19 protein-coding genes are annotated in these 18,561 nt (G+C 73.0%); 13 read left to right on the top strand and 6 right to left on the bottom strand.

Annotated features, from left to right (window positions below; genetic code table 11):
• Nucleotides 1–12 precede the first annotated feature (12 nt).
• Nucleotides 13–1,398: a dipeptidase gene (locus ABFX46_RS04475; RefSeq protein ID WP_346040051.1), complete on the top strand. Its 1,386-nt coding sequence runs from the start codon at nt 13–15 to the stop codon at nt 1,396–1,398.
• A 21-nt stretch (nt 1,399–1,419) separates the two neighbouring features.
• The gene (nudC, locus tag ABFX46_RS04470; protein ID WP_346040050.1) at nt 1,420–2,328 is read left to right on the top strand and encodes an NAD(+) diphosphatase; all 909 of its coding nucleotides are present in this window, start codon (nt 1,420–1,422) and stop codon (nt 2,326–2,328) included.
• Between the two features lie 157 nt (nt 2,329–2,485).
• On the opposite strand, the gene ABFX46_RS04465 is transcribed toward nudC, so the two are convergent.
• The gene (locus tag ABFX46_RS04465; protein ID WP_131940559.1) at nt 2,486–2,776 is read right to left on the bottom strand and encodes a mycoredoxin; all 291 of its coding nucleotides are present in this window, start codon (nt 2,774–2,776) and stop codon (nt 2,486–2,488) included.
• 149 nt (nt 2,777–2,925) lie between these two features.
• On the opposite strand from ABFX46_RS04465, the gene ABFX46_RS04460 reads away from it, so the two are divergent.
• The 6 genes from ABFX46_RS04460 to ABFX46_RS04435 all read left to right on the top strand — a co-directional run bounded on the left by ABFX46_RS04460 (nt 2,926) and on the right by ABFX46_RS04435 (nt 7,572).
• The gene (locus ABFX46_RS04460; protein WP_346040049.1) at nt 2,926–4,992 is read left to right on the top strand and encodes an ATP-dependent DNA helicase UvrD2; all 2,067 of its coding nucleotides are present in this window, start codon (nt 2,926–2,928) and stop codon (nt 4,990–4,992) included.
• Between the two features lie 76 nt (nt 4,993–5,068).
• On the top strand, nt 5,069–5,944 hold the full coding sequence (gene tesB / locus ABFX46_RS04455; protein ID WP_346040048.1) for an acyl-CoA thioesterase II: 876 nt from the start codon (nt 5,069–5,071) through the stop codon (nt 5,942–5,944).
• Nucleotides 5,945–6,099: 155 nt separating this feature from the next.
• A complete protein-coding gene (locus ABFX46_RS04450) occupies nt 6,100–6,585 on the top strand; it encodes a response regulator (RefSeq protein WP_346040047.1) in 486 nt (161 codons plus the stop codon).
• Complete coding sequence (locus tag ABFX46_RS04445) at nt 6,582–6,902, top strand: hypothetical protein (protein ID WP_346040046.1); 321 nt, start codon at nt 6,582–6,584, stop codon at nt 6,900–6,902. The genes ABFX46_RS04450 and ABFX46_RS04445 overlap by 4 nt, the downstream gene beginning before the upstream one ends.
• 122 nt (nt 6,903–7,024) lie before the next feature.
• The gene (locus tag ABFX46_RS04440; RefSeq protein WP_163059123.1) at nt 7,025–7,303 is read left to right on the top strand and encodes a WhiB family transcriptional regulator; all 279 of its coding nucleotides are present in this window, start codon (nt 7,025–7,027) and stop codon (nt 7,301–7,303) included.
• A 92-nt stretch (nt 7,304–7,395) separates the two neighbouring features.
• A complete protein-coding gene (locus ABFX46_RS04435) occupies nt 7,396–7,572 on the top strand; it encodes a hypothetical protein (RefSeq protein ID WP_346040045.1) in 177 nt (58 codons plus the stop codon).
• 220 nt (nt 7,573–7,792) lie between these two features.
• On the opposite strand, the gene ABFX46_RS04430 is transcribed toward ABFX46_RS04435, so the two are convergent.
• Nucleotides 7,793–9,124, bottom strand: coding sequence for an ABC1 kinase family protein (locus ABFX46_RS04430; protein ID WP_346040044.1), 1,332 nt, complete (start codon nt 9,122–9,124; stop codon nt 7,793–7,795).
• Between the two features lie 229 nt (nt 9,125–9,353).
• On the opposite strand from ABFX46_RS04430, the gene ABFX46_RS04425 reads away from it, so the two are divergent.
• From ABFX46_RS04425 to ABFX46_RS04415, 3 genes are all read left to right on the top strand, one after another.
• Complete coding sequence (locus tag ABFX46_RS04425; RefSeq protein WP_346040043.1) at nt 9,354–10,154, top strand: enoyl-CoA hydratase/isomerase family protein; 801 nt, start codon at nt 9,354–9,356, stop codon at nt 10,152–10,154.
• A 172-nt stretch (nt 10,155–10,326) separates the two neighbouring features.
• A complete protein-coding gene (locus ABFX46_RS04420) occupies nt 10,327–10,878 on the top strand; it encodes a M48 metallopeptidase family protein (protein ID WP_428831221.1) in 552 nt (183 codons plus the stop codon).
• Nucleotides 10,875–11,534 (top strand): hypothetical protein, encoded by a 660-nt coding sequence (locus tag ABFX46_RS04415; protein ID WP_346040041.1) that lies wholly within the window; start codon nt 10,875–10,877, stop codon nt 11,532–11,534. The genes ABFX46_RS04420 and ABFX46_RS04415 overlap by 4 nt, the downstream gene beginning before the upstream one ends.
• A gap of 7 nt (nt 11,535–11,541) precedes the next feature.
• On the opposite strand, the gene ABFX46_RS04410 is transcribed toward ABFX46_RS04415, so the two are convergent.
• From ABFX46_RS04410 to ABFX46_RS04400, 3 genes are read right to left on the bottom strand one after another with little or no spacing between them, the layout of a single operon-like run.
• On the bottom strand, nt 11,542–12,108 hold the full coding sequence (locus ABFX46_RS04410; RefSeq protein ID WP_346040040.1) for an NUDIX hydrolase: 567 nt from the start codon (nt 12,106–12,108) through the stop codon (nt 11,542–11,544).
• 43 nt (nt 12,109–12,151) lie between these two features.
• On the bottom strand, nt 12,152–12,328 hold the full coding sequence (locus ABFX46_RS04405) for a hypothetical protein (RefSeq protein ID WP_163061162.1): 177 nt from the start codon (nt 12,326–12,328) through the stop codon (nt 12,152–12,154).
• Nucleotides 12,325–13,752: a zinc-dependent metalloprotease gene (locus tag ABFX46_RS04400; RefSeq protein WP_346040039.1), complete on the bottom strand. Its 1,428-nt coding sequence runs from the start codon at nt 13,750–13,752 to the stop codon at nt 12,325–12,327. Before ABFX46_RS04400 ends, ABFX46_RS04405 begins: the two co-directional genes overlap by 4 nt.
• 89 nt (nt 13,753–13,841) lie before the next feature.
• Between ABFX46_RS04400 and ABFX46_RS04395 the strand changes: the two genes are divergently transcribed.
• Nucleotides 13,842–14,924, top strand: a complete 1,083-nt coding sequence (locus tag ABFX46_RS04395; protein ID WP_346040038.1) for an NAD-dependent epimerase/dehydratase family protein — start codon at nt 13,842–13,844, stop codon at nt 14,922–14,924.
• Between the two features lie 60 nt (nt 14,925–14,984).
• Here ABFX46_RS04395 and ABFX46_RS04390 read toward each other — a convergent pair whose 3' ends face one another.
• Nucleotides 14,985–17,846, bottom strand: coding sequence for a UPF0182 family membrane protein (locus ABFX46_RS04390; RefSeq protein ID WP_346040037.1), 2,862 nt, complete (start codon nt 17,844–17,846; stop codon nt 14,985–14,987).
• A 177-nt stretch (nt 17,847–18,023) separates the two neighbouring features.
• Between ABFX46_RS04390 and ABFX46_RS04385 the strand changes: the two genes are divergently transcribed.
• Nucleotides 18,024–18,557, top strand: coding sequence for a PPA1309 family protein (locus ABFX46_RS04385; protein WP_346040036.1), 534 nt, complete (start codon nt 18,024–18,026; stop codon nt 18,555–18,557).
• Nucleotides 18,558–18,561: the final 4 nt, after the last annotated feature.

Below are 18,561 nucleotides of genomic sequence, written 5' to 3'. Positions count from 1 at the left end.
AGGGGCATGCGGGTGAACGACGTGGTCGGGTACATCCAGGCTGAACGGGACCGGTTCGTCGCCGACCTCAAGGAGTGGCTGGCGATCCCGTCCATCTCCGGCGATCCGGCCCACGCCGCCGACGTCCGCGACTCCGCCGAATGGCTCGCCGCCCACCTGCGCAAGCAGGGCTTCCCGACGGTCGAGACGTGGGAGACGGCCGGGCTGCCCGCCGTCTTCGCCGAATGGCCCGCCGAGGACCCGGACGCGCCCACCGTCGTCGTCTACGGCCACCACGACGTCCAGCCGGTCGAGCCGCTGGAGGAGTGGGAGACCGACCCGTTCGCGCCCGTGGAGAAGGGCGACCGGCTCATCGGGCGCGGCGCGTCCGACGACAAGGGCCAGGTCTTCTTCCACACGCTCGGCATCCGCGCGCTGCTCGCCGCGTCCGGGCGGCAGGCCCCGCCCGTGACCGTCAAGCTGCTGGTGGAGGGCGAGGAGGAGTCGGGGTCGGTGCACTTCGCCGACCTGCTCCGCACCCACCGCGACCGCCTCGCCTGCGACGCCGTCGTCATCAGCGACACGACCATGTGGGCGGCGGACGTCCCGTCCATGTGCACCGGGATGCGCGGCCTCACCGAAGTCGAGGTCACGCTGCGGGGGCCGTCCACCGACCTGCACTCCGGCTCGTTCGGCGGCGCCGTCCCGAACCCGCTGCAGGCGATGGCGACGCTGCTCGCCGCCCTGCACGACGCCGACGGCCGCGTCACCCTGCCCGGCTTCTACGACGACGTCGTCCCGCTGACGGACGAGGAGCGCGAGCTGTTCGCGCGGCTCCCCTTCGACGAGGACGCGTGGCTGCGCACCGCCGGCGACAGCCGCGCCGCGCACGGCGAGAAGGGCTACACCACCCTCGAACGCGTCTGGGCGCGCCCGACCGCCGAGATCAACGGCATGTGGGGCGGGCACACCGGCCCCGGCGGCAAGACGATCGTCCCCCGCGACGCGCACGCGAAGATCTCGTTCCGGCTCGTCGCCGGCCAGGACCCGGCGAAGGTCCAGGAGTCGTTCGAGGCGTGGGTCGCCGAGCACGCCCCGCCCGGCGTGGCGGCCGAGGTCCGCGTCCCGGCGGGCGGCGTCCGGCCCTGCTTCTCGCCGATCGACTCGCCGGGCGTCGCCGCCGCGCGGCGCGCGATGGAGCGGGCGTTCGGCACCGAGGTGCTGTTCACCCGCGAGGGCGGCAGCGGCCCCGAGGCCGACCTCGCCGACATCCTGGACGCCCCGCTGATCTTCGTGGCGGTCGGGCTGGACGAGGACCGCATCCACGCCCCGAACGAGAAGGTCGAGATCCCGCTGCTGCTCAAGGGGGCCGAGGCGGCCGCGTACCTGTGGGAAGAACTCGCCACCGCGCTGCGCTGACACACCCGGGAGGGGGCACTTGTGACGGAAAGCCTCGAATGGCTCGCGCTCTCGCGGGGAACGCTCGACCGGGTCGCGCTGCACCGCACCGACGACGCCTGGCTGGACGACGCTTGGAACGATCCGAAGACCCGGGTCCTCGTCGTGCGCGACGGGCGGGCGCTGGTGGCCTACGAGCCCAGCCCCGCGCTGCTGCTGGTCCCGCCGGACCGGGCGCCGGACGGTGAGCGCTGGCTCCTCGGCGCCGACGACGACGGCACCGTCTACTTCGGCGTGTCCGGTGAGCTGCCCGCCATCGAGGGGACGGAGCCGGCCGGGCTGCGCCGCGTCGGCGCCCTCCTCGGCGACCGGGACTCCGGGCTGCTCACCCACGCCGTCGCGCTGGAGCACTGGCACAACACCAACCGGTACTGCCCGCGCTGCGGCGCCGAGACCCGGGTGTCGTCCGCCGGGCACGTGCGCGTCTGCCCGCGGGACGGCTCGCAGCACTTCCCGCGCGTCGACCCGGCCGTGATCATGCTGGTGACCGACGAGGCCGACCGCGTCCTGCTCGCCCGCGGCCCGCAGTGGCCCGCCGACCGCCGCTCGATCCTCGCCGGGTTCGTCGAACCGGGCGAATCGCTCGAACAGGCCGTCGCGCGGGAGGTGAAGGAGGAGGTCGGGCTGGCCGTCCGGGACGTCCACTACCTCGGCAGCCAGCCGTGGCCGCTGCCGCAGAGCCTCATGCTCGGCTTCACCGCGCGGGCGGACGGCGACGTCCCGCTGAACCCCGACCCGGAGGAGATCCTGGACGCCGCCTGGTACACCCGCGACGACCTGCGCGCTGCCATCGAGTCGGGCGAGATCGTCGCGCCGGGCCCGCTGTCCATCGCCGCGCAGCTCATCATGCGCTGGTACGGCGGCGAACTCCCCAAGATGCCGGACTTCTGAAGTGTTGCTCACGTAGAGTGAGCGATCTGTCCCCCACCGCTGCGGGGATGGTCCACAAACCGTTCCGACCATGGTCTTGCCGGACGGGTGCTCCCCGCGCACGCGGGGATGAGAAAGGCCCGCCGGCCGTTGTCGGCGGGCCTTCTTCATGCGGGTCTCAGTGCGTCTTGGCGATCTCTGCCAGGCGGCGCTTGACTTCCTTGGCGCTCGGGTTGGTCACGGCCGTCCCGTCAGGGAACAAAACAGTCGGGACCGTCTGATTTCCGCCGTTGACGCTCATCACGAACTCGGCGGCCTCCGGGTTCCGCTCGATGTCGACCTCGACCATCTCGATGCCGTCCCGGGCGAGCTGGCTCTTCAGCCGGCGGCAGAACCCGCACCAGGTCGTCGTGTACATGGTGAGCTGACCGCTCGGGCCGGGGCCATGGGCGGTCGAAGGCGTCGCCATCGCTTCGTCGTCTCCCTCGTTCGTTCGGACGGTCCGTGCCTACCGCAGAACAGTGGACGCGCTCCGCGCATTCCTTCGCCGCCCGGACGCGGTTGTCCACAGGTGGCGGATCGGCTGAGGCAGGTGGGACGGGCTGCGAGTATGGGGGCATGTTGGCTGAGTCGGTGCTGGAGGGACTCGACCCCGAACAGCGGGCGGTCGCCGAGGCGGTGAAGGGTCCGGTGTGCGTGCTCGCGGGCGCCGGGACGGGCAAGACCAGGGCCATCACGCATCGGATCGCCTACGCGACGCTCACCGGCGTCGTCACGCCGCAGCGGGTCCTCGCCGTGACGTTCACCACGCGGGCGGCGGGGGAGCTGCGCAGCCGGCTGCGGCAGCTCGGCGCGCCCGGCGTGCAGGCCCGGACGTTCCACGCGGCGGCGCTGCGGCAGCTCAGCTACTTCTGGCCGCGCGTCGTCGGCGGCGAACCGCCCAAGATCGTCGACTCGAAGATCGGGCTGGTCGCGGACGCGGCGCGCGCGTGCGGGCTGTCGTTCGCGCGGACCGAGCTGCGCGACCTCGCGAGCGAGATCGAGTGGGCGAAGGTCACCCAGCACCGCCCCGAGGACTACCCGGCCGCCGTCGTCAAGGCCGACCGGAGGCCGCCCGCCGAGATCGTCGACGTGGCGCGCGTCTACGCGATGTACGAGCAGCTCAGGCGCGAGCGCAACCTGCTCGACTTCGAGGGGATGCTGGAGCTGACCGCCGCCGTCCTCACCGAGCACCGGGAGGTCGCCAACCAGGTCCGCGAGCAGTACCGGTACTTCGTGGTCGACGAGTTCCAGGACGTCAACCCGCTGCAGAAGATGCTGCTCGACACCTGGCTCGGCGACCGCGACGACCTGTGCGTCGTCGGCGACCCGAACCAGACGATCTACTCCTTCACCGGCGCGTCCCCGTCCCACCTGCTCGACTTCACGCGCGAGCACCCCGGCGCGAAGGTCGTGAAGCTCGTCCGCGACTACCGGTCGACGCCGCAGGTCGTCCGGCTGGCCAACGGCGTGATCGGGCAGGCGCGGGGCGCCCGGCACGAGCTGGAGCTGCTGGCCCAGCGCGCGGACGGCCCCGAGCCGGTGTTCAACGAGTACGACGACGAGGTCGCCGAGGCCGACGACGCCGCCCGGCAGGCCCGCAAGCTGATCGACGAGGGCGTCCCCGCACGGGAGATCGCGATCCTGTTCCGGATCAACGCCCAGTCGGAGACCTACGAGTCGGCGCTGGCGGCGGCGGGCGTCCCGTACGTGCTGCGCGGCGCGGAGCGGTTCTTCGAGCGGCCCGAGGTGCGCGAGGCGGTGGTCCGGCTGCGCGGCGCGGCGCGGGCGGGCGCCGACGCCGAGAACGACGGGACGGGGCTGATCCACACCGTCCGGCACGTGCTGTCCGGGGCGGGCTTCTCCGACCGGCCGCCGGAGGGCGCGGGGGCGGCCCGCGCGCGCTGGGAGTCGCTCGCCGCGCTCGCCCAGCTCGCCGAGGACATGGCCGCCGACAACCCGAAGGCCGGCCTCCCCGACTTCGTCGCCGAACTGGAGGAGCGCGCCGCCGCGAGCCACGCGCCGCCGCTGGAGGGCGTCACGCTGGCGTCCCTGCACGCCGCCAAGGGCCTGGAGTGGGACGCGGTGTTCCTCGTCGGGCTGGCCGAGGGCACCCTCCCGATCATCTACGCCAAGACCCCCGCGCAGATCGAGGAGGAGCGCCGCCTGCTGTACGTGGGGGTGACGCGGGCGCGCGTCCACCTGGCGCTGTCGTGGGCGCTGTCGCGCTCGCCCGGCGGGGCGCAGAACCGCCGTCCGTCCCGCTTCCTGGACGGCCTGACCGGCAAGACCACCACGCACACGCCGCCCCGCGCCGACCGGGCCAAGCGGCGCCCCGCCAAGGGCCCGCAGCCGTGCCGCGTCTGCGGCCGCCCGCTGACCGCCGCCGTCGAGCGCAAGCTCGGCCGCTGCGAAGACTGCCCGTCCGAGCTGAACGAGGAGCTCCTCATCGCGCTGAAGGACTGGCGCGCCCAGGTGTCCGCCGAGCAGAAGATCCCCGCGTACGTGGTGTTCACCGACGCCACCCTCCAGGCGATCGCCGAGCACGGCCCCGAGTCCCGAGAGGACCTCGCCCGCATCCCGGGCGTCGGCAAGGTCAAGCTCGACCGCTACGGCGACGCCGTCCTCACCCTGTGCGGATACTGACCCCAGGGGCGGCAGGGCTGTTGAACCTGTGGGGTGAGATCTCGGTCAGAGTGGTCGATACGGAAGACTGGCCGCCGTGAAGGAATCGCTGAAGGCCCTGCTGGACCTGCTCGACCTCGAACAGATCGAGAACGACATCTTCCGCGGCCGCAGCCCCGAGGAGCGGCGGCAGCGCGTCTTCGGAGGCCAGGTGGCCGGGCAGGCGCTCGTCGCCGCCGGGCGCACCGTCCCCGCGAACCGGCCCGTGCACTCGCTGCACGCCTACTTCATCCGGCCCGGCGACCCGCTCGTCCCGATCGTCTACACCGTCGACCGGGTCCGGGACGGGCGGTCGTTCACGACGCGGCGCGTCATGGCCGTCCAGCACGGCAAGGCGATCTTCACGCTGTCGGCGTCGTTCCAGATCGCCGAGGACGGCCCGTTCCACCAGGCCCCCATGCCGGAGGCGCCCGCCCCCGAGACGCTGCCGGACGGCCTGGAGCGGCTGACGCCGATCTTCGGCGAGGTCGGCGCGCGCGAGTTCGTCACCCGGCGCCCCTTCGACATCCGGCACGCGACGCCGCTGACGTGGGAGGCCGCCAAGGACCCGGCGCTCGCCACCCCCGAGTCGAAGGTGTGGCTGAAGGTGGACGGCGAGCTGCCCGACGACCCGCTGCTGCACGTCTGCCTGATGACCTACGCGTCCGACATGACGCTGCTCGACACCGTCCTGCTCAACCACGGCCTGGCCTGGGGCGACAAGCGGACGATGGGCGCCAGCCTCGACCACGCGATGTGGTTCCACCGGCCGTTCCGCGCCGACGACTGGCTGCTGTACTACCAGGACACGCCGTTCGCCGGCGGCGCCCGCGGCCTCGCCCGCGGCCAGGTGTTCACCCGGTCGGGGGAACTGGTGGTCTCGGTCATGCAGGAGGGCCTGGTCCGGGTCTCCGACGGCGAACGCAAGCGCTGACCCTTGATCAGGGTTCTGCTGGCGGAGGACGTCCGGATCCTGCGGGAGGCGCTGGCCGACCTCCTCGACCGGGAGGACGGCATCCGGGTCGTCGCGCAGGTCGGGCCGGGGACGCGATCGTCGCCGCGGCGCTGCGCGAGCGGCCGGACGTCGCGGTGCTCGACATCGAGCTGTCCCGCCTGGACGGCCTCGGCGCGGCGGCGGAACTGGCCCGGCACCTGCCCGGCTGCCGCACGCTGATCCTGACCGGCGTCGGGGCGCTGCGCCGCGCGATGGCGGCCGGGGTCGCCGGGTTCATGGTCAAGGACAGCGCGCCCGGCGAGCTGGTCGCCGCGGACGCGGAGCAGGCCGGGCGTGACGGTGACCTCGCAGCGCCGCGCCCCCGCCGCCGGCGGGGGTGCGCGCCGTCCCGTGGGAAGATCGTTCCTCACGGGACTCCCGTGAGCTTCGACGCGGGCGGGGCGGCGCGGGTTTCCCGGGAAAAGGGTGAACTCACCCACAAAACCGCAGGTCAAAAATATCTTGCTAGATTCGGCGGGATCCCCGTACGCTCGTCGCGAGCAATCAACCGGCCGACCGTGTGGATCTTGATCCGCCGGCCCCGGCCCGAGGAACCAGAGAGGTGGTGTGCAGTCCGGTGAGCAACACGTTGCTGAAACTCGCGTCGTCCTGGACCGCTGCCGTCCCTGGCGCCTCCATGCCTTGTGTCTCGGTGCGCGGCGCGTCCATGTCCCGCGTCGCCATGCCCGGCGCCTATGCCCAGGCGCCCGGCGGACGACTGCGCGAGTGGCAGCGCGCGGATCTGCGCTTTGAGCAGCTGATCCAGGACGACCAGGGGCGGAGTGTCTCCGAACACCTCATCGAGGACACGAACGTCCCGGCTCCGGCCACGGCCCACGTGGGCGTCACCCTCAAGGGTGGCGTGTCGGGTCCGTACCCCTGGAGGCGACCGGTCTAGCACGACTACCGGCAAGCCCCCAGGCCGCGGATCCAGACACCGGATCCGCGGCCTTCTTCTTTGCCCAGACAACCCACCGACACACCCGTTGAGATCCAACGAGAGGAACAAGGGTGACTGTGATGCAGGGGGCCCTCGCGATCAGCGAGGAGGACCTCACGCTTCCGTGCCGGACCGACCCGGAGCTGTTCTTCGCCGAGGCTCCCGCCGATGTCGAGCTCGCCAAGGCCCTGTGCCTGGAGTGCCCGCTCCGCAAGGAGTGCCTCGCCGGCGCGCTCGAGCGCCAGGAGCCCTGGGGCGTCTGGGGCGGCGAGCTCTTCGTCCGCGGCGTGATCGTGCCGCGCAAGCGGCCGCGCGGCCGCCCGCGCAAGCACCCGCGGCCCGACGAAGTGGCCGTGTGAGCGCGGTGGTGTCCACGACGCTCAGCCGAATCGACCCCGGAGGCGTGGTCCCCACGCGGGGACCGCGCCTCCGGGCGGCCGGGGAGAACGAGATGACGTTGCTCAGCCAGGACCTGTCGAGAGAACGAATACCGGTGACCGTGCCGGACGAGGTCGCCGCCCGCGTGCGCGCGCTGCGCCGGGCGCGCCGGGACGCGCGGACCAGGGCGTCCCGCGTCCGCCGCGTCCTGCTCGCACCGACCGCCCGGGAGCCCCACTACCGGGACTGACGGCGCAGAGGCCGCCGACGGGGGCCGGCCTCTGCCCCAGCCGACGAAGTGGCCGCCCGGTCGAGGCCCCGTCCGTCCTTCTTGGATGGTTTGGCGGACGGTAGGCGCCTCCCGGGCGGGCACCTGGAGCGCGTCCGATGGCCCCACTCCACCGGACGCGCGAAGAGCGGAGCCCCGCGCACCCCATCAGTGCGCGGGGCTCCGCTGAGCCCGGCCCGGGTCAGCCGGTGACGAGCTCGGTGTCCTCGTCGTCGGCGAAGCCGGGCACCCACTTCAGGGACTCGGCGCGCGCCGGGATCTCGCAGTCCAGCTGGCACAGCACGCCGGTGCCCGCCGACAGCACCCGGTGGATGATCACGTACTCGGGCGGCAGGTTCAGCTGCCGGACGACGTTGGACGGCCGCAGGTCGGTGACCCGGGCGGCCATGTCGCGCAGCCACTCCCGGTTGAACTTGAACGTCTCGGTGACGAACGGCTCGGTGATCGGGGCGAGGAACGCCTGCAGCGACTCGGCGTCGACCTCGACGCCCTCGCGGATGAAGTCCTCCCGGCGCAGGGCGTCCTCGATCTCGTCGATGTCGGCCATCGTGCCGATGCGCAGCAGCAGCCCGAGCCGCTGCTGGAAGCCGCCGGGGATGCGGTCCACGGCGCCGAAGTCGAGGACGCCGAGCCGGCCGTCGGCCAGCAGCCGGAAGTTGCCGGGGTGCGGGTCGCCGTGCAGCATCCCGGACCGCTTCGGGCCGGACAGCAGGAACCGGCAGTACAGCAGCGCCGCGTGGTCGCGGGTCTCCTGGTCGCCGTCGCTGATGATCTTCGAGAGGAGCGTGCCGTCCATCCACTCGGTGATCAGGATGTTGCCGGACTGGGCGATGACCTCGGGGACGTAGAAGTCCGGGTCGTCCAGGTACGCCTCGCGGAACAGGGACTGCGACTCGGCCTCGATCGTGTAGTCGAGCTCCTCGACCACCCGCTCCTTGAGCTCGGCGAGCATCGACTTGACGTCCAGCCCCGGCATCAGCACGCCGAACAGCCGGCCGAGCCGGGCGAGCTGGTTGAAGTCGCTGATCAGCGCCTTGCCGGCGCCCGGGTACTGCACCTTCACCGCGACCGCGCGGCCGTCGTGCCAGACGGCGCGGTGCACCTGCCCGATGGACGCCGCGGCGGCCGGCCTGTCGTCGAACGACTCGAAGTAGTCGCGCCAGTCCGCGCCGAGGAACTCCTCCAGCACCTTGTGGACGGTCGACGCCGGCAGCGGGGGAGCGGCCTCCTGCAGCTTGGTCAGCGTGGCCCGGTAGGGGCCGGCGATCTCCGGCGGCAGCGCGGCCTCGAAGATCGACAGCATCTGGCCGAGCTTCATCGCCCCGCCCTTGAGCTCGCCGAGCACCTTGAACAGCTGCTCGGCGGTCCGCGTCTGGATCTCCAGCGCGACGGCCTCGGCCGGCTTGCCGAAGGTCCGCTTCCCGACGCCGAGCGCGGTGCGTCCCGCGAAGCCGATGGGGAGGGACGCCAGCTTTGCTGACCGCGTCACCGCGCGGCGGGGAAGATCGCTCACGCCGTACATTGTCGGTGATCCGGTGTCGTTCACGCCACAACCATCAGCAAGTATCGCCGACGCCGCGCCCGTGGCACCGTGCTGACCTGCAAGAACACTGTAAGTGTGCGCTTTCTCACGGCGGTGTGCCGGCTGTGGTACGCGCGCGCCCGGCCGGGAGCGGGGCCGGATCGCGGCGGGACGCGGGGCGGTTGGTGCGGTCCGAGTGCGATTCGGTACCGTGGCGCGCATGTCCGGAGACTCCGCCGATGCGCTGCTGGTCGAACGCCGCCCCGACGGGGTCGCCGTCCTCACGCTGAACGACCCCGGCCGCCGCAACGCCATGTCGGACGAGATGACCGCCGCGTGGAAGGCGGCGATCGAGGGCCTGCGCGCCGACGCCGGCCTGCGCTGCGTCGTCGTCACCGGCGCGGGCAGCGCGTTCAGCTCCGGCGGCAACCTGTCCTGGCTGGCCGACACCAACGCCGTCGCCGTCCCGCCGCTGCGCGACCGGATGCTGGAGTTCTACCGGACGTGGCTGCTGATCCGCGGCCTGGAGGTCCCGACGATCGCCGCCGTCAACGGGCACGCCGTCGGCGCCGGGCTGTGCCTCGCCCTCGCCTGCGACCTGCGCTACGCGGCGGACGACGCCAAGCTGCTCGCCCCGTTCACCGCCCTCGGGCTGCACCCCGGCATGGCCGCGACCTGGCTGTTCCCCGAGGTCGCCGGGCTCCCGCTGGCCCGCGAGATGCTGCTGGCCGGACGCGTCCTCACCGGCGCCGAAGCCGCCGCGCACGGACTGGTCAACCGGGCGTTCCCGCGCGCGGAGCTGCGGGACGAGGCGCTCGCCGTCGCCGCGCGGGTCGCCGCGAACGCGCCGATCGCCACCCGGCTCACCAAGGTCGCGCTGTCCGGCGGCGGGCACGCCGACATGGAGTCGGCGCTGCGCTGGGAATCGCTCGCGCAGCCGGTCACGATGTCGTCGCGCGACATGCTCGAAGGACTGGCGGCCCAGCGGGAGAAGCGCAGCGCGCAATTCACCGGCGAGTAAAGCCGCGTACACCGCTCCAGGGGTTTTCCGCAAACCCCCGGCCATGGTCAAAAGATAGGCGCTGACCTGCGGTAACGTCAAACACCCCCTTTGGCGGAGGCAAATTTTCGAGTACGGTTCAGGCGTGCCCCCTAACGTTGAGGTCCGCCGCAGCGCCAGACGGCGGCGAACCGTGTCCGCCTACCGCGACGGCGACAAGGTGGTGGTGATGGTTCCGTCCAGGCTCAGCAAGGCCGAAGAGGAACAGTGGATCGCGACCATCCTTGAGCGCCTCGAGGAGCGGGAGCGCCGCCGGCGGCCCAGCGACGCCGACCTCCAGTCGCGGGCCCGCGAGCTGTCCCGCCGCTACCTGGACGGCCGCGCCGACCCGGTCAGCGTCCGGTGGGTCGCGAACCAGCGCACCCGCTGGGGGTCGTGCACCCCCGACGACGGCACGATCCGGCTGTCCACCCGGCTGCGCGGCATGCCCGGGTGGGTGGTCGACTACGTCCTCGTCCACGAGCTGGCGCACCTGCTCATCCCGGGGCACGGCGCCGACTTCTGGGAACTGGTCGGCAACTACCCGAAGGCCGACCGCGCCCGCGGCTACCTGGAGGGCGTCGCCGCCGCCGCGCACCTGCCGCTGGAGGCCGACGCGCCCGACGCCGAGGCGGTCGGCGACGGCATGCACCACGGCGACGGGCTGCACCCGGGCGGCGAGTACCCGCACGAGGCCGCCGGGTGACCGACGCCCCCGACCGGGTGCCCGCGGCCGGCACGCGCTTCGCCGCCGTGCTCTCCCACCCCGCCCGGCGGCGGGACGTTCCGCCGGGCGTCGACCCCGATGAGTTCCGGCTCGCGCTCCTGGAGGACACCTACGAGGTCGTCGCCGGGCTCGAACTGGTGACGCCCGCGCTCGTCCTCGACCCGCCCGACCAGCCGGACGCCGAGGCCGTCACCTGGCCCGGCACCCCGATCGTCCGGGAGGCGACGCTCACCGGAGCGTTCGCCGCCCTGCACGCGCTCGGCGCCGCGTCCGCCGCGCTGGTCGCGCCGGACGCCCCCGACCTGCCGCCGCTGCTGCTCGGCAAGCTGTTCCGCGCGCTCGGCAGCGCGCCGTCCGCCGCCTGCCGGGCCGACGGCGCCGGACGCGGCCTCGTCGCGCTCGCCGCCCGCCTCCCGCTGCCGGACTGGCTCGCCACCGCCCTCCGCGACGTCGATCTCGACACCCCGGACGCGCTGACCCGCCTCCGCGCCGCCGCGCCCCGCCCCGGACTCGTGCCGCAGGGCCCCGGCTGGCACCGCCTCCGCACCCTCGGCGACCTGCGCTTCCTCGACCCGGGCTTGGAAGGCTGGGAGAGCACCCGCGCCCTCCTGGAGGGCCACCCCCTGGCCCGCTGACCTGCCGTCAGCCCGGCAGCGAGACCGCCCGCGCCACCAGGCGCCGGACGGGGTCGTCGGTGGGCTCGGGGAGATCGGTCACCGGGAACCAGCCGAGATCGTCCGACTCGTCCGACACCGTGTAGCGGGCGCCCTCCGGGGCGATCGCCGCGTACTGGACGTCCAGATGCCAGCTGCCCCGCGGGTGGCAGCGGACCGCGTGCCGGTCGAGCTGGACCGGCTCGGGCAGCAGCCGCAGACCCGCGATGCCCGACTCCTCCGTGGCCTCCCGCAGCGCCGCGCCCGCGAGCGTCGCGTCGCCGGGCTCGCAGTGGCCGCCGAGCTGGAGCCACGCCTTCACCTTCGCGTGCAGGGTCAGCAGCACGCGGGTGCGGGACGCGTCGAGCACGGCGGTGCTGGCGGTGATGTGCCCGGCCGCGCACGCCCGCCACATCCCGTCCGCCGCATGCTCCTCCAGATGCCGCAGGAACTCCCGCCGCACCCGCTCCTGACCGGCGTCGGGCGCCCGCCACCGCGACAGCACCCGCACCGCGTCGCCGTACAGCGACTCCGACGTGACCGGCGGGACGCTCACCGCGACACCCCGGGCCCCGGCCGGCGCCCGGCTTCGGGGTGCGTCATGCGCGGCCCACGCGGGGGTAGCGGGAGTTGTCGGGACGGCGGCGCCGCCGCTCCTGGTCGATCGGGCGCTGCCAGCACAGGCTGGCGCGCGCGACGCGCCGCCTGATCGCGTTCGTGGACGACCCGGGCTCGTAGCGGCAGCCGCGCACCCGGGACGGGCGCGACCGGCTCATGCCCGCGGCCCCTCGTCGTCCGGACCGGGCTTCCCGCCCGGCCCCTTCCCATCGGGCCCCGTGTCATCAGGCCCGTCGTCGGGCCCGTCGTCGGGCTTCCCGTCGCCGGGCTTCTCCTCGCCCTCCTCGGGCGCCTTGGTCAGGTTGGACAGGTCCAGGTCGGACAGGCCCTCGATCTCGTCGCGGCCGTGGACGAAGCCGTCCGGGTCGTCGAGGTCGTCGGCCGTCGGCAGCAGGTCGGGGTGGTCCCAGACCGCGTCCCGGCCCTCCGTGCCGCGCGCCTGCGTCAGCGACCGCCACAGCGCGGCGGCCTCCCGCAGGCGCCGGGGCCGCAGCTCCAGGCCGACGAGCGTCGCGAACGTCCGCTCCGCGGGGCCGCCGGTGGCGCGGCGCCGCCGCACCGCCTCGGCCAGCTTCACCGAACCGGGCAGCCGGCCCTCCGCGGCCTCGTTCACGACCGTGTCGACCCAGCCCTCGACCAGCGCGAGCGCCGTCTCCAGCCGGGCCAGCGCCGCCTTCTGCCGGGGCGTCTCCTCCGGCTGGAGCTGGATCTCGCCGCCGAGCGCCTCCTGCAGCGCCTCCGGGTTGCTCAGGTCGAGCCCCTGCACGGCCTGCTCGATGCCCGAGAGGTCGACGGTGATGCCGCGCGCGTACTCCTCCACCGCGCCCAGCAGGTGCGAGCGCAGCCACGGGACGTGGGTGAACAGCCGCTGGTGCGCGGCCTCGCGCAGCGCCAGGTACAGCCGGACCTCGTCGGCGGACACCTCCAGGCCCTCGCCGAACGCCTCCACGCCGGCGGGCAGCAGCGCGCCGACGCCGTCCGGGGCGAGCGGCAGGCCGACGTCGGCCGAGCCGGTGACCTCGCGGGCCAGCGCGCCGAGCGCCTGCCCGGCCTGGCCGCCGACCATCGCCCCGGCCATCTGCTTGACCATGCCGATCAGCGGCCCGGCCATCGCCTGCATGTCGGCGGGGATCTCGCCGCCGCCGAGCGCCCCGCCCATGGAGTCGACCATGCGGGTCGCGATCGGGTCGCACACCTTCGCCCACACGGGAAGCGTCTGCTCGATCCACTCCGACCGGCTCCACGCCTGCGGGGTGCGGATGCCGGCGGGCAGCGTCGTCCGCTCGTCCAGCCACAGGTCGGCCAGGCGCAGGGCCTCCTCGACCTGGCGCCGCTCGGCGTCGACGACCGACGGGTCGCCCTGCTCCACCACCGTGTGCCGCGCGATGTTCTTGGCCAGATCCCAGTTCAGCGGCCCGCCCGCCGCGCCGCCCGCGCCCTGCGCGCCGATCATGTCGGCGAACCGGTGCAGCATGTCGGCGAACTGCGCCATGTCGCCGCCCATGCCCGAGAACGGATCCTGGGGCCGGTCGTCGTCGTCTCCGTCGCCGGGACGATTGAAGCCGAAGGGAGTGTTGCTCATCGGATCGCCCCTGGGATGCATGATGGGCTCATATCCGCAACGTTAGCCGGTCCCGGCAAGGTCGCGTACTCAAGGAAGGGGGCAGCCCCGTGGCAACGGGCAAGGTTCGCCCTCGGCGTAGCAAGGCCCCGGTCGTCGCCGTCACCGGCGCCGCGTCCGGGGCGGGGCGGCTGCTGGCCGCCCGGCTCGCCGAACGGGAAGACATCCGCAAGGTCGTCGCGATCGACGGGCAGCGCGGCGACGTGCCCGGCGTCATCTGGCGCGTCACCGACATCCGGGATCCGCTGCTGTCCGGACGGCTCTCCGACGTGGACGTGATCGTCAACCTCGACATCGAGCGGTCCCCGGACGCCGACCCCCGCGAGCGCCGCACCCACAACGTCCGCGGCGCCCAGACGGTCGTCACCGCCGCCGCGGCGGCCCGCGTCCGCCGGGTGGTGCTCGCCACCTCCGCGATGGTGTACGGGGCGGGCCCGGACAACGAGGTGCCGCTGCGCGAGGACGCGCCGCTGCTCGCCGAGGCCAGCACCAGCATCGCCGGCGACTACCTGGAGATGGAGGAGTTGGCCGCGAACGCGCCCGTCACCCACCCCGGCCTGGAGGTCACCGTCGTCCGCCCCGCCGCGGTCGCCGGGCCCGGCGTCGACACCGTCGTCACCCGCCACTTCGAGGCGCCCCGGCTGCTGTCGGTCAAGGGCAGCACGCCCGGCTGGCAGTTCTGCCACATCGAGGACCTCGCGTCCGCGCTGGAGGTCGTCGTCACCGCGGACGTGCGCGGCCCCGTCGCCGTCGGCTCCGAGGGCTGGCTCGGCCCCGAGGAGGTCGCCGAGATCACCGGCAAGCGGACCTTCGAGCTGCCCGCCGCCCTCACCTTCGGGATGGCGCAGCGGCTGCACCGGCTCGGCATGACCCCGGCGCCCGCCACCGACCTGCACTACGTCGCCTACCCGTGGGTCGTCGACTGCGCCCGGCTGCGCGCCGCCGGCTGGAAGCCGCTGCACGACAACGCCTCCGCGCTCCGCGCCGTCATGGCCGAGACCGCGGGACGGCACGCCGTCGTCGGCCGCCGCGTCGGCGGCAAGGAGGCCACGATGGCGACCGCCGCCGGCGCGACCGTCGCCGCGATCGGCGCCGCCGCCGCGATCCGCCGCGCCCGCAAGCGCCGCAGGTAGCCCCGGGCCGCGAACGGGCCCGGGGCCGCCCGCCGGCTCGGCGGCGCCGGCTCTAGGGCGTCAGCTCGACGGGGGTGTGGCGCTCGGCGACGGCGACCCGGACGGCGACCCGGACGGGGACGGCGACGGGCTCGGCGAGGTCTTCGGGACGGCCTTGCCCGCCGCCGCCAGCGCCGCCTGCGCGTCCTTGATCCGCTTCCAGGCGTCGCCCATGCCGGGGTAGTCGCCCTTCTTCTGCGCGGCCTCGTAGTCGGTCACGGCCTTGTTCAGGTCGCCGATCGCCTTCTGCGCCGCCGCGCTCAGCTGCTGCTGGTCCGGCGGCCCGGCCGGGGTGCCCGACGGGGGCGCCGCGCCCGTGTCGCCGAGGACCTGCTTCAGCGCGTCCTGCAGCGTGTCGGCCGCGGCGATGCTCTCCCGGTACCGCACCAGGATCTTGCCGAGGATCGGGTACGGCTGCTGCTCGGCCCCGCCCGCCGCCTTGGTGTACATCGGCTCCACGTACAGCAGGTCGCCGCCGAACGGGATCGTCAGCAGGTTCCCGGCCACGGTCTTGGTGCCGCCCTGCCGCAGCGCGAACAGGTCGTTCTTCACCTTCGAGTCGGTCTCGAACGAGTTCTGCACCTGGCCGGGCCCGGCCGGCTGCGCGTTCCGCGGCATCTGCAGGATCTGGATCTGCCCGTAGTCGCGCCCCGGTGTCGACCCCACCGACATGAACGCCGCCAGCTGCGGGTTGTTGCGCGGGTTGAACACCGTCGTCAGCGAGAACGACTCGGTGTCCTGGCCCGGCATCCGCAGGCTCTGGTAGTAGGGCGGCTGCCGCTTGCCCTTCACCGTCGGGTCCTGCGGGACCTCCCAGAAGCCCTCGCCGTTGTAGAAGGCGGACGGGTCCGTCACGTGGTACTTGGTGAGGACCTTCCGCTGCACCTTGAACATGTCCTGCGGGTAGCGGAAGTGGGCCTCCAGCTCCGGCGGGATCGACGAGCGCGGCTGGACGGTGTTGTCGAACACCTTCATCCACGTCTTCGTCACCGGGTCGTTCTCGTCCCACTGGTAGAGGTGCACGGTGCCGTCGTAGGCGTCCACCGTGGCCTTCACCGAGTTGCGCATGTAGTTGATGTGGTCGTTCGCCTGCCGCGCCACCGCCGACCGCGTGTCGGTGATCGTGTCGCGGGTCGCCTCCCCGAGGCTCATCTCCTCCGAGTACGGGTAGCTGCTGGACGTCGTGTAGCCGTCCAGGATCCACAGGATGCGGCCGTTCACCACCGCCGGGTACGGGTCGCCGTCGAGCGTCAGCCACGGCGCCGCCTTCTGCACCATCTCGCGCGGCGACCGGTCGTAGAGGATCTTGGCGTTCTTGTTGATCGCGCCCGACAGCAGCAGGTTCTTGTCCTGGAACTTCGCCGAGTACAGCAGCTTGCGGAAGAACGAGTCGACGCGGACGCCGCCCTGCCCGTCGTAGGTGCTGCTCTGCTGGCCCGACGCGCTGTTGTCCGGGTAGTTCAGCTCCTTCTGGCCCTGCCCGCCGACCACCGAGTACGAGGGCGAGCGCTCCCCGAAGTAGATCTCCGGCTGCGCCACCTTGATCTTCTGGTTCTGGGACGCCGGCATGTCGCGGGTGATGAAGTCCGGCTCCCGGGAGTCGAACCGGTCGCCGTAGGCCGACACGAAGCCGTAGCCGTGCGTGTAGACCATGTGGTCCTTGACCCAGCTGCGCTGCCCCGCCGGCGCGCCCGACAGCTCGCGGAGCGCGACCACCGTGTCGACGAGCCTGCCGTCCACCTGGTAGCGGTCGACGTCGAGGGTGTCGGGGAACTGGTAGAACGGGCGGATCCGCTGCAACTGCTGGAACGTCTCGCCCACCACGTTCGGGTCGAGGACGCGCACGCCGCCGAGCTTGTCGGCGTCGTCCTGGAGCTGCTTCTTGTCCGTCACGGGCTGCGTGCCGAACGGGACGACCTTCGCGCCGTCCACCCCGTAGGCCTCGCGGGTGAACTTGATGTTGCGCTGGATGTACTCGCGCTCCTTGGCCAGCTCGTCCGGCTTCACCTGGAACTGCTGGATCAGCAGCGGGTACACCCCGCCCAGCAGGATCGCCGACAGCACCAGCAGCGTGAACCCGACGCCCGGCAGCATCATGCCGCGCCGCAGCAGGTTGCCGAAGAACATCGCCGCGCACAGCAGCGCGATCACGAACAGGATCGTCTTCGCGGGCAGCAGCGCGTTGACGTCGGTATAGGACGCGCCGGTCGTCACCCCGCGCTCCGAATGCATCAGGCCGTACCGGTCGAACCAGTACGCGACCGCCTTCAGCAGGATGAACACGCCGAAGAGGACCGACAGGTGCGCCCGCGCCGGCGGGCTCGCCTTGTCGCCCGGCCCCTGCAGCCGCAGCCCGCCGTACAGGTAGTGCACCATCACCGCGGCCAGGATCGACAGGATCACCGTCGCGAAGATCACACCGATGACGAGCCGCAGGAACGGGTAGGTGAAGACGTAGAACGACACGTCCTTGTGGAACTGCGGGTCCTCGACGCCGAACGGCGTCCGGTTCAGGAACGCCAGCCACACCGGCCACTGGCCCGCCACCGACGACCCCGTCAGGACGCCGAGCAGGCCCAGCAGCACGCCCCCGATCAGCCGGCGGCGCGGGTCGATCACCGCGCGGTACCGCTCCAGGCCCTGCTGCTCCACCGACAGCGGACGGTAGGCCGGGCGAAGCCGGTAGGCGACCAGCACGTTCGCGCCCACGACCAGCGTCATCAGCAGGCCCGCCCCGAAGAACAGGACGATCTTCGCCTGGAGCTGCGTGGTGTACACCGACGAGAAACCGATCGACCGGTACCACAGCAGATCGGTGTACATCGCGGTGAAGACGAGGAAGACGACCAGCAGCACCGCCAGCGTCACCAGGACCGGCAGCATCAGCCGCGTCCGCCCGGTACCGAGTCGGCGCCCGAAAGCGGGAGTCCGGAACGTCAAGTCGGCCCCTCCGATCAGAGGTCTCGCTCACCGGCCGCCCGCCGGTGCTGTAGATGCAACTTACCGACTGTCGCGAGGGTTCCGGCATTTCCGGGTCCTGATTGGGGGAAAGATGGCCCCGTGAGTCTTCTGGAAGAAGTCGTGCTGGACCTCGAACGTCACTCGGCCCAGGAGGGCTGGGACAGCGCGCCGCGCCTCTACGCCCTCGTCCGCAGCACCGAGCTCCGCCGTGCCGAACCCGACCTCGCCGACCAGCTCGGCCTGCCCCCCGACGGCGACACCCTCGCCGCCCTCGAACAGCCCCCGCTGCCCGACAAGGACGCGGTCGAGGACGCCCTCGCCTCCATCGCCTGGCCCGACGCCGTCGAAGGCTGCGCCATCATCATGGAGCGCGTCGTCCTGCCGCCCGAGGCCGAGGACGAGATCCCCGACGACGAGGCCGAGGCCGCCGCGTTCGCCGCGTCCCACCCCGAGCGCGAGGACGTCCGCATGGTCGTCGGCGTCCTGCGCGACGGCGCCCGCCACTCCGCCCTCCGGCTGCGCCGCCACGACAGTGACGACGAGGTCCTCGCCGGGCCCGACCTCGTCCCCGCCCTCGCCGAGGCCCTCGCCGCCACCTTCGAACCCGACGAGCCCGGCGCCCGCGCCGAGTGAGACC

This window comes from Actinomadura chokoriensis, assembly GCF_039529475.1.
GTDB classification, from domain to species: Bacteria; Actinomycetota; Actinomycetes; order Streptosporangiales; family Streptosporangiaceae; genus Spirillospora; species Spirillospora bangladeshensis.
This window is presented reverse-complemented; position numbering and strand designations above follow the sequence as displayed.

Coding starts and splice junctions, on each gene's coding strand:
- ABFX46_RS04465 (WP_131940559.1), bottom strand. CDS start 2,776: ATGGCGACGCCTTCGACCGCCCATGGCCCCGGCCCGAGCGGTCAGCTC.
- ABFX46_RS04460 (WP_346040049.1), top strand. CDS start 2,926: ATGTTGGCTGAGTCGGTGCTGGAGGGACTCGACCCCGAACAGCGGGCG.
- ABFX46_RS04390 (WP_346040037.1), bottom strand. CDS start 17,846: ATGCTGCCGGTCCTGGTGACGCTGGCGGTGCTGCTGGTCGTCTTCCTC.
- ABFX46_RS04400 (WP_346040039.1), bottom strand. CDS start 13,752: ATGAGCAACACTCCCTTCGGCTTCAATCGTCCCGGCGACGGAGACGAC.
- ABFX46_RS04440 (WP_163059123.1), top strand. CDS start 7,025: ATGCAGGGGGCCCTCGCGATCAGCGAGGAGGACCTCACGCTTCCGTGC.
- ABFX46_RS04425 (WP_346040043.1), top strand. CDS start 9,354: ATGTCCGGAGACTCCGCCGATGCGCTGCTGGTCGAACGCCGCCCCGAC.
- ABFX46_RS04405 (WP_163061162.1), bottom strand. CDS start 12,328: ATGAGCCGGTCGCGCCCGTCCCGGGTGCGCGGCTGCCGCTACGAGCCC.
- ABFX46_RS04435 (WP_346040045.1), top strand. CDS start 7,396: ATGACGTTGCTCAGCCAGGACCTGTCGAGAGAACGAATACCGGTGACC.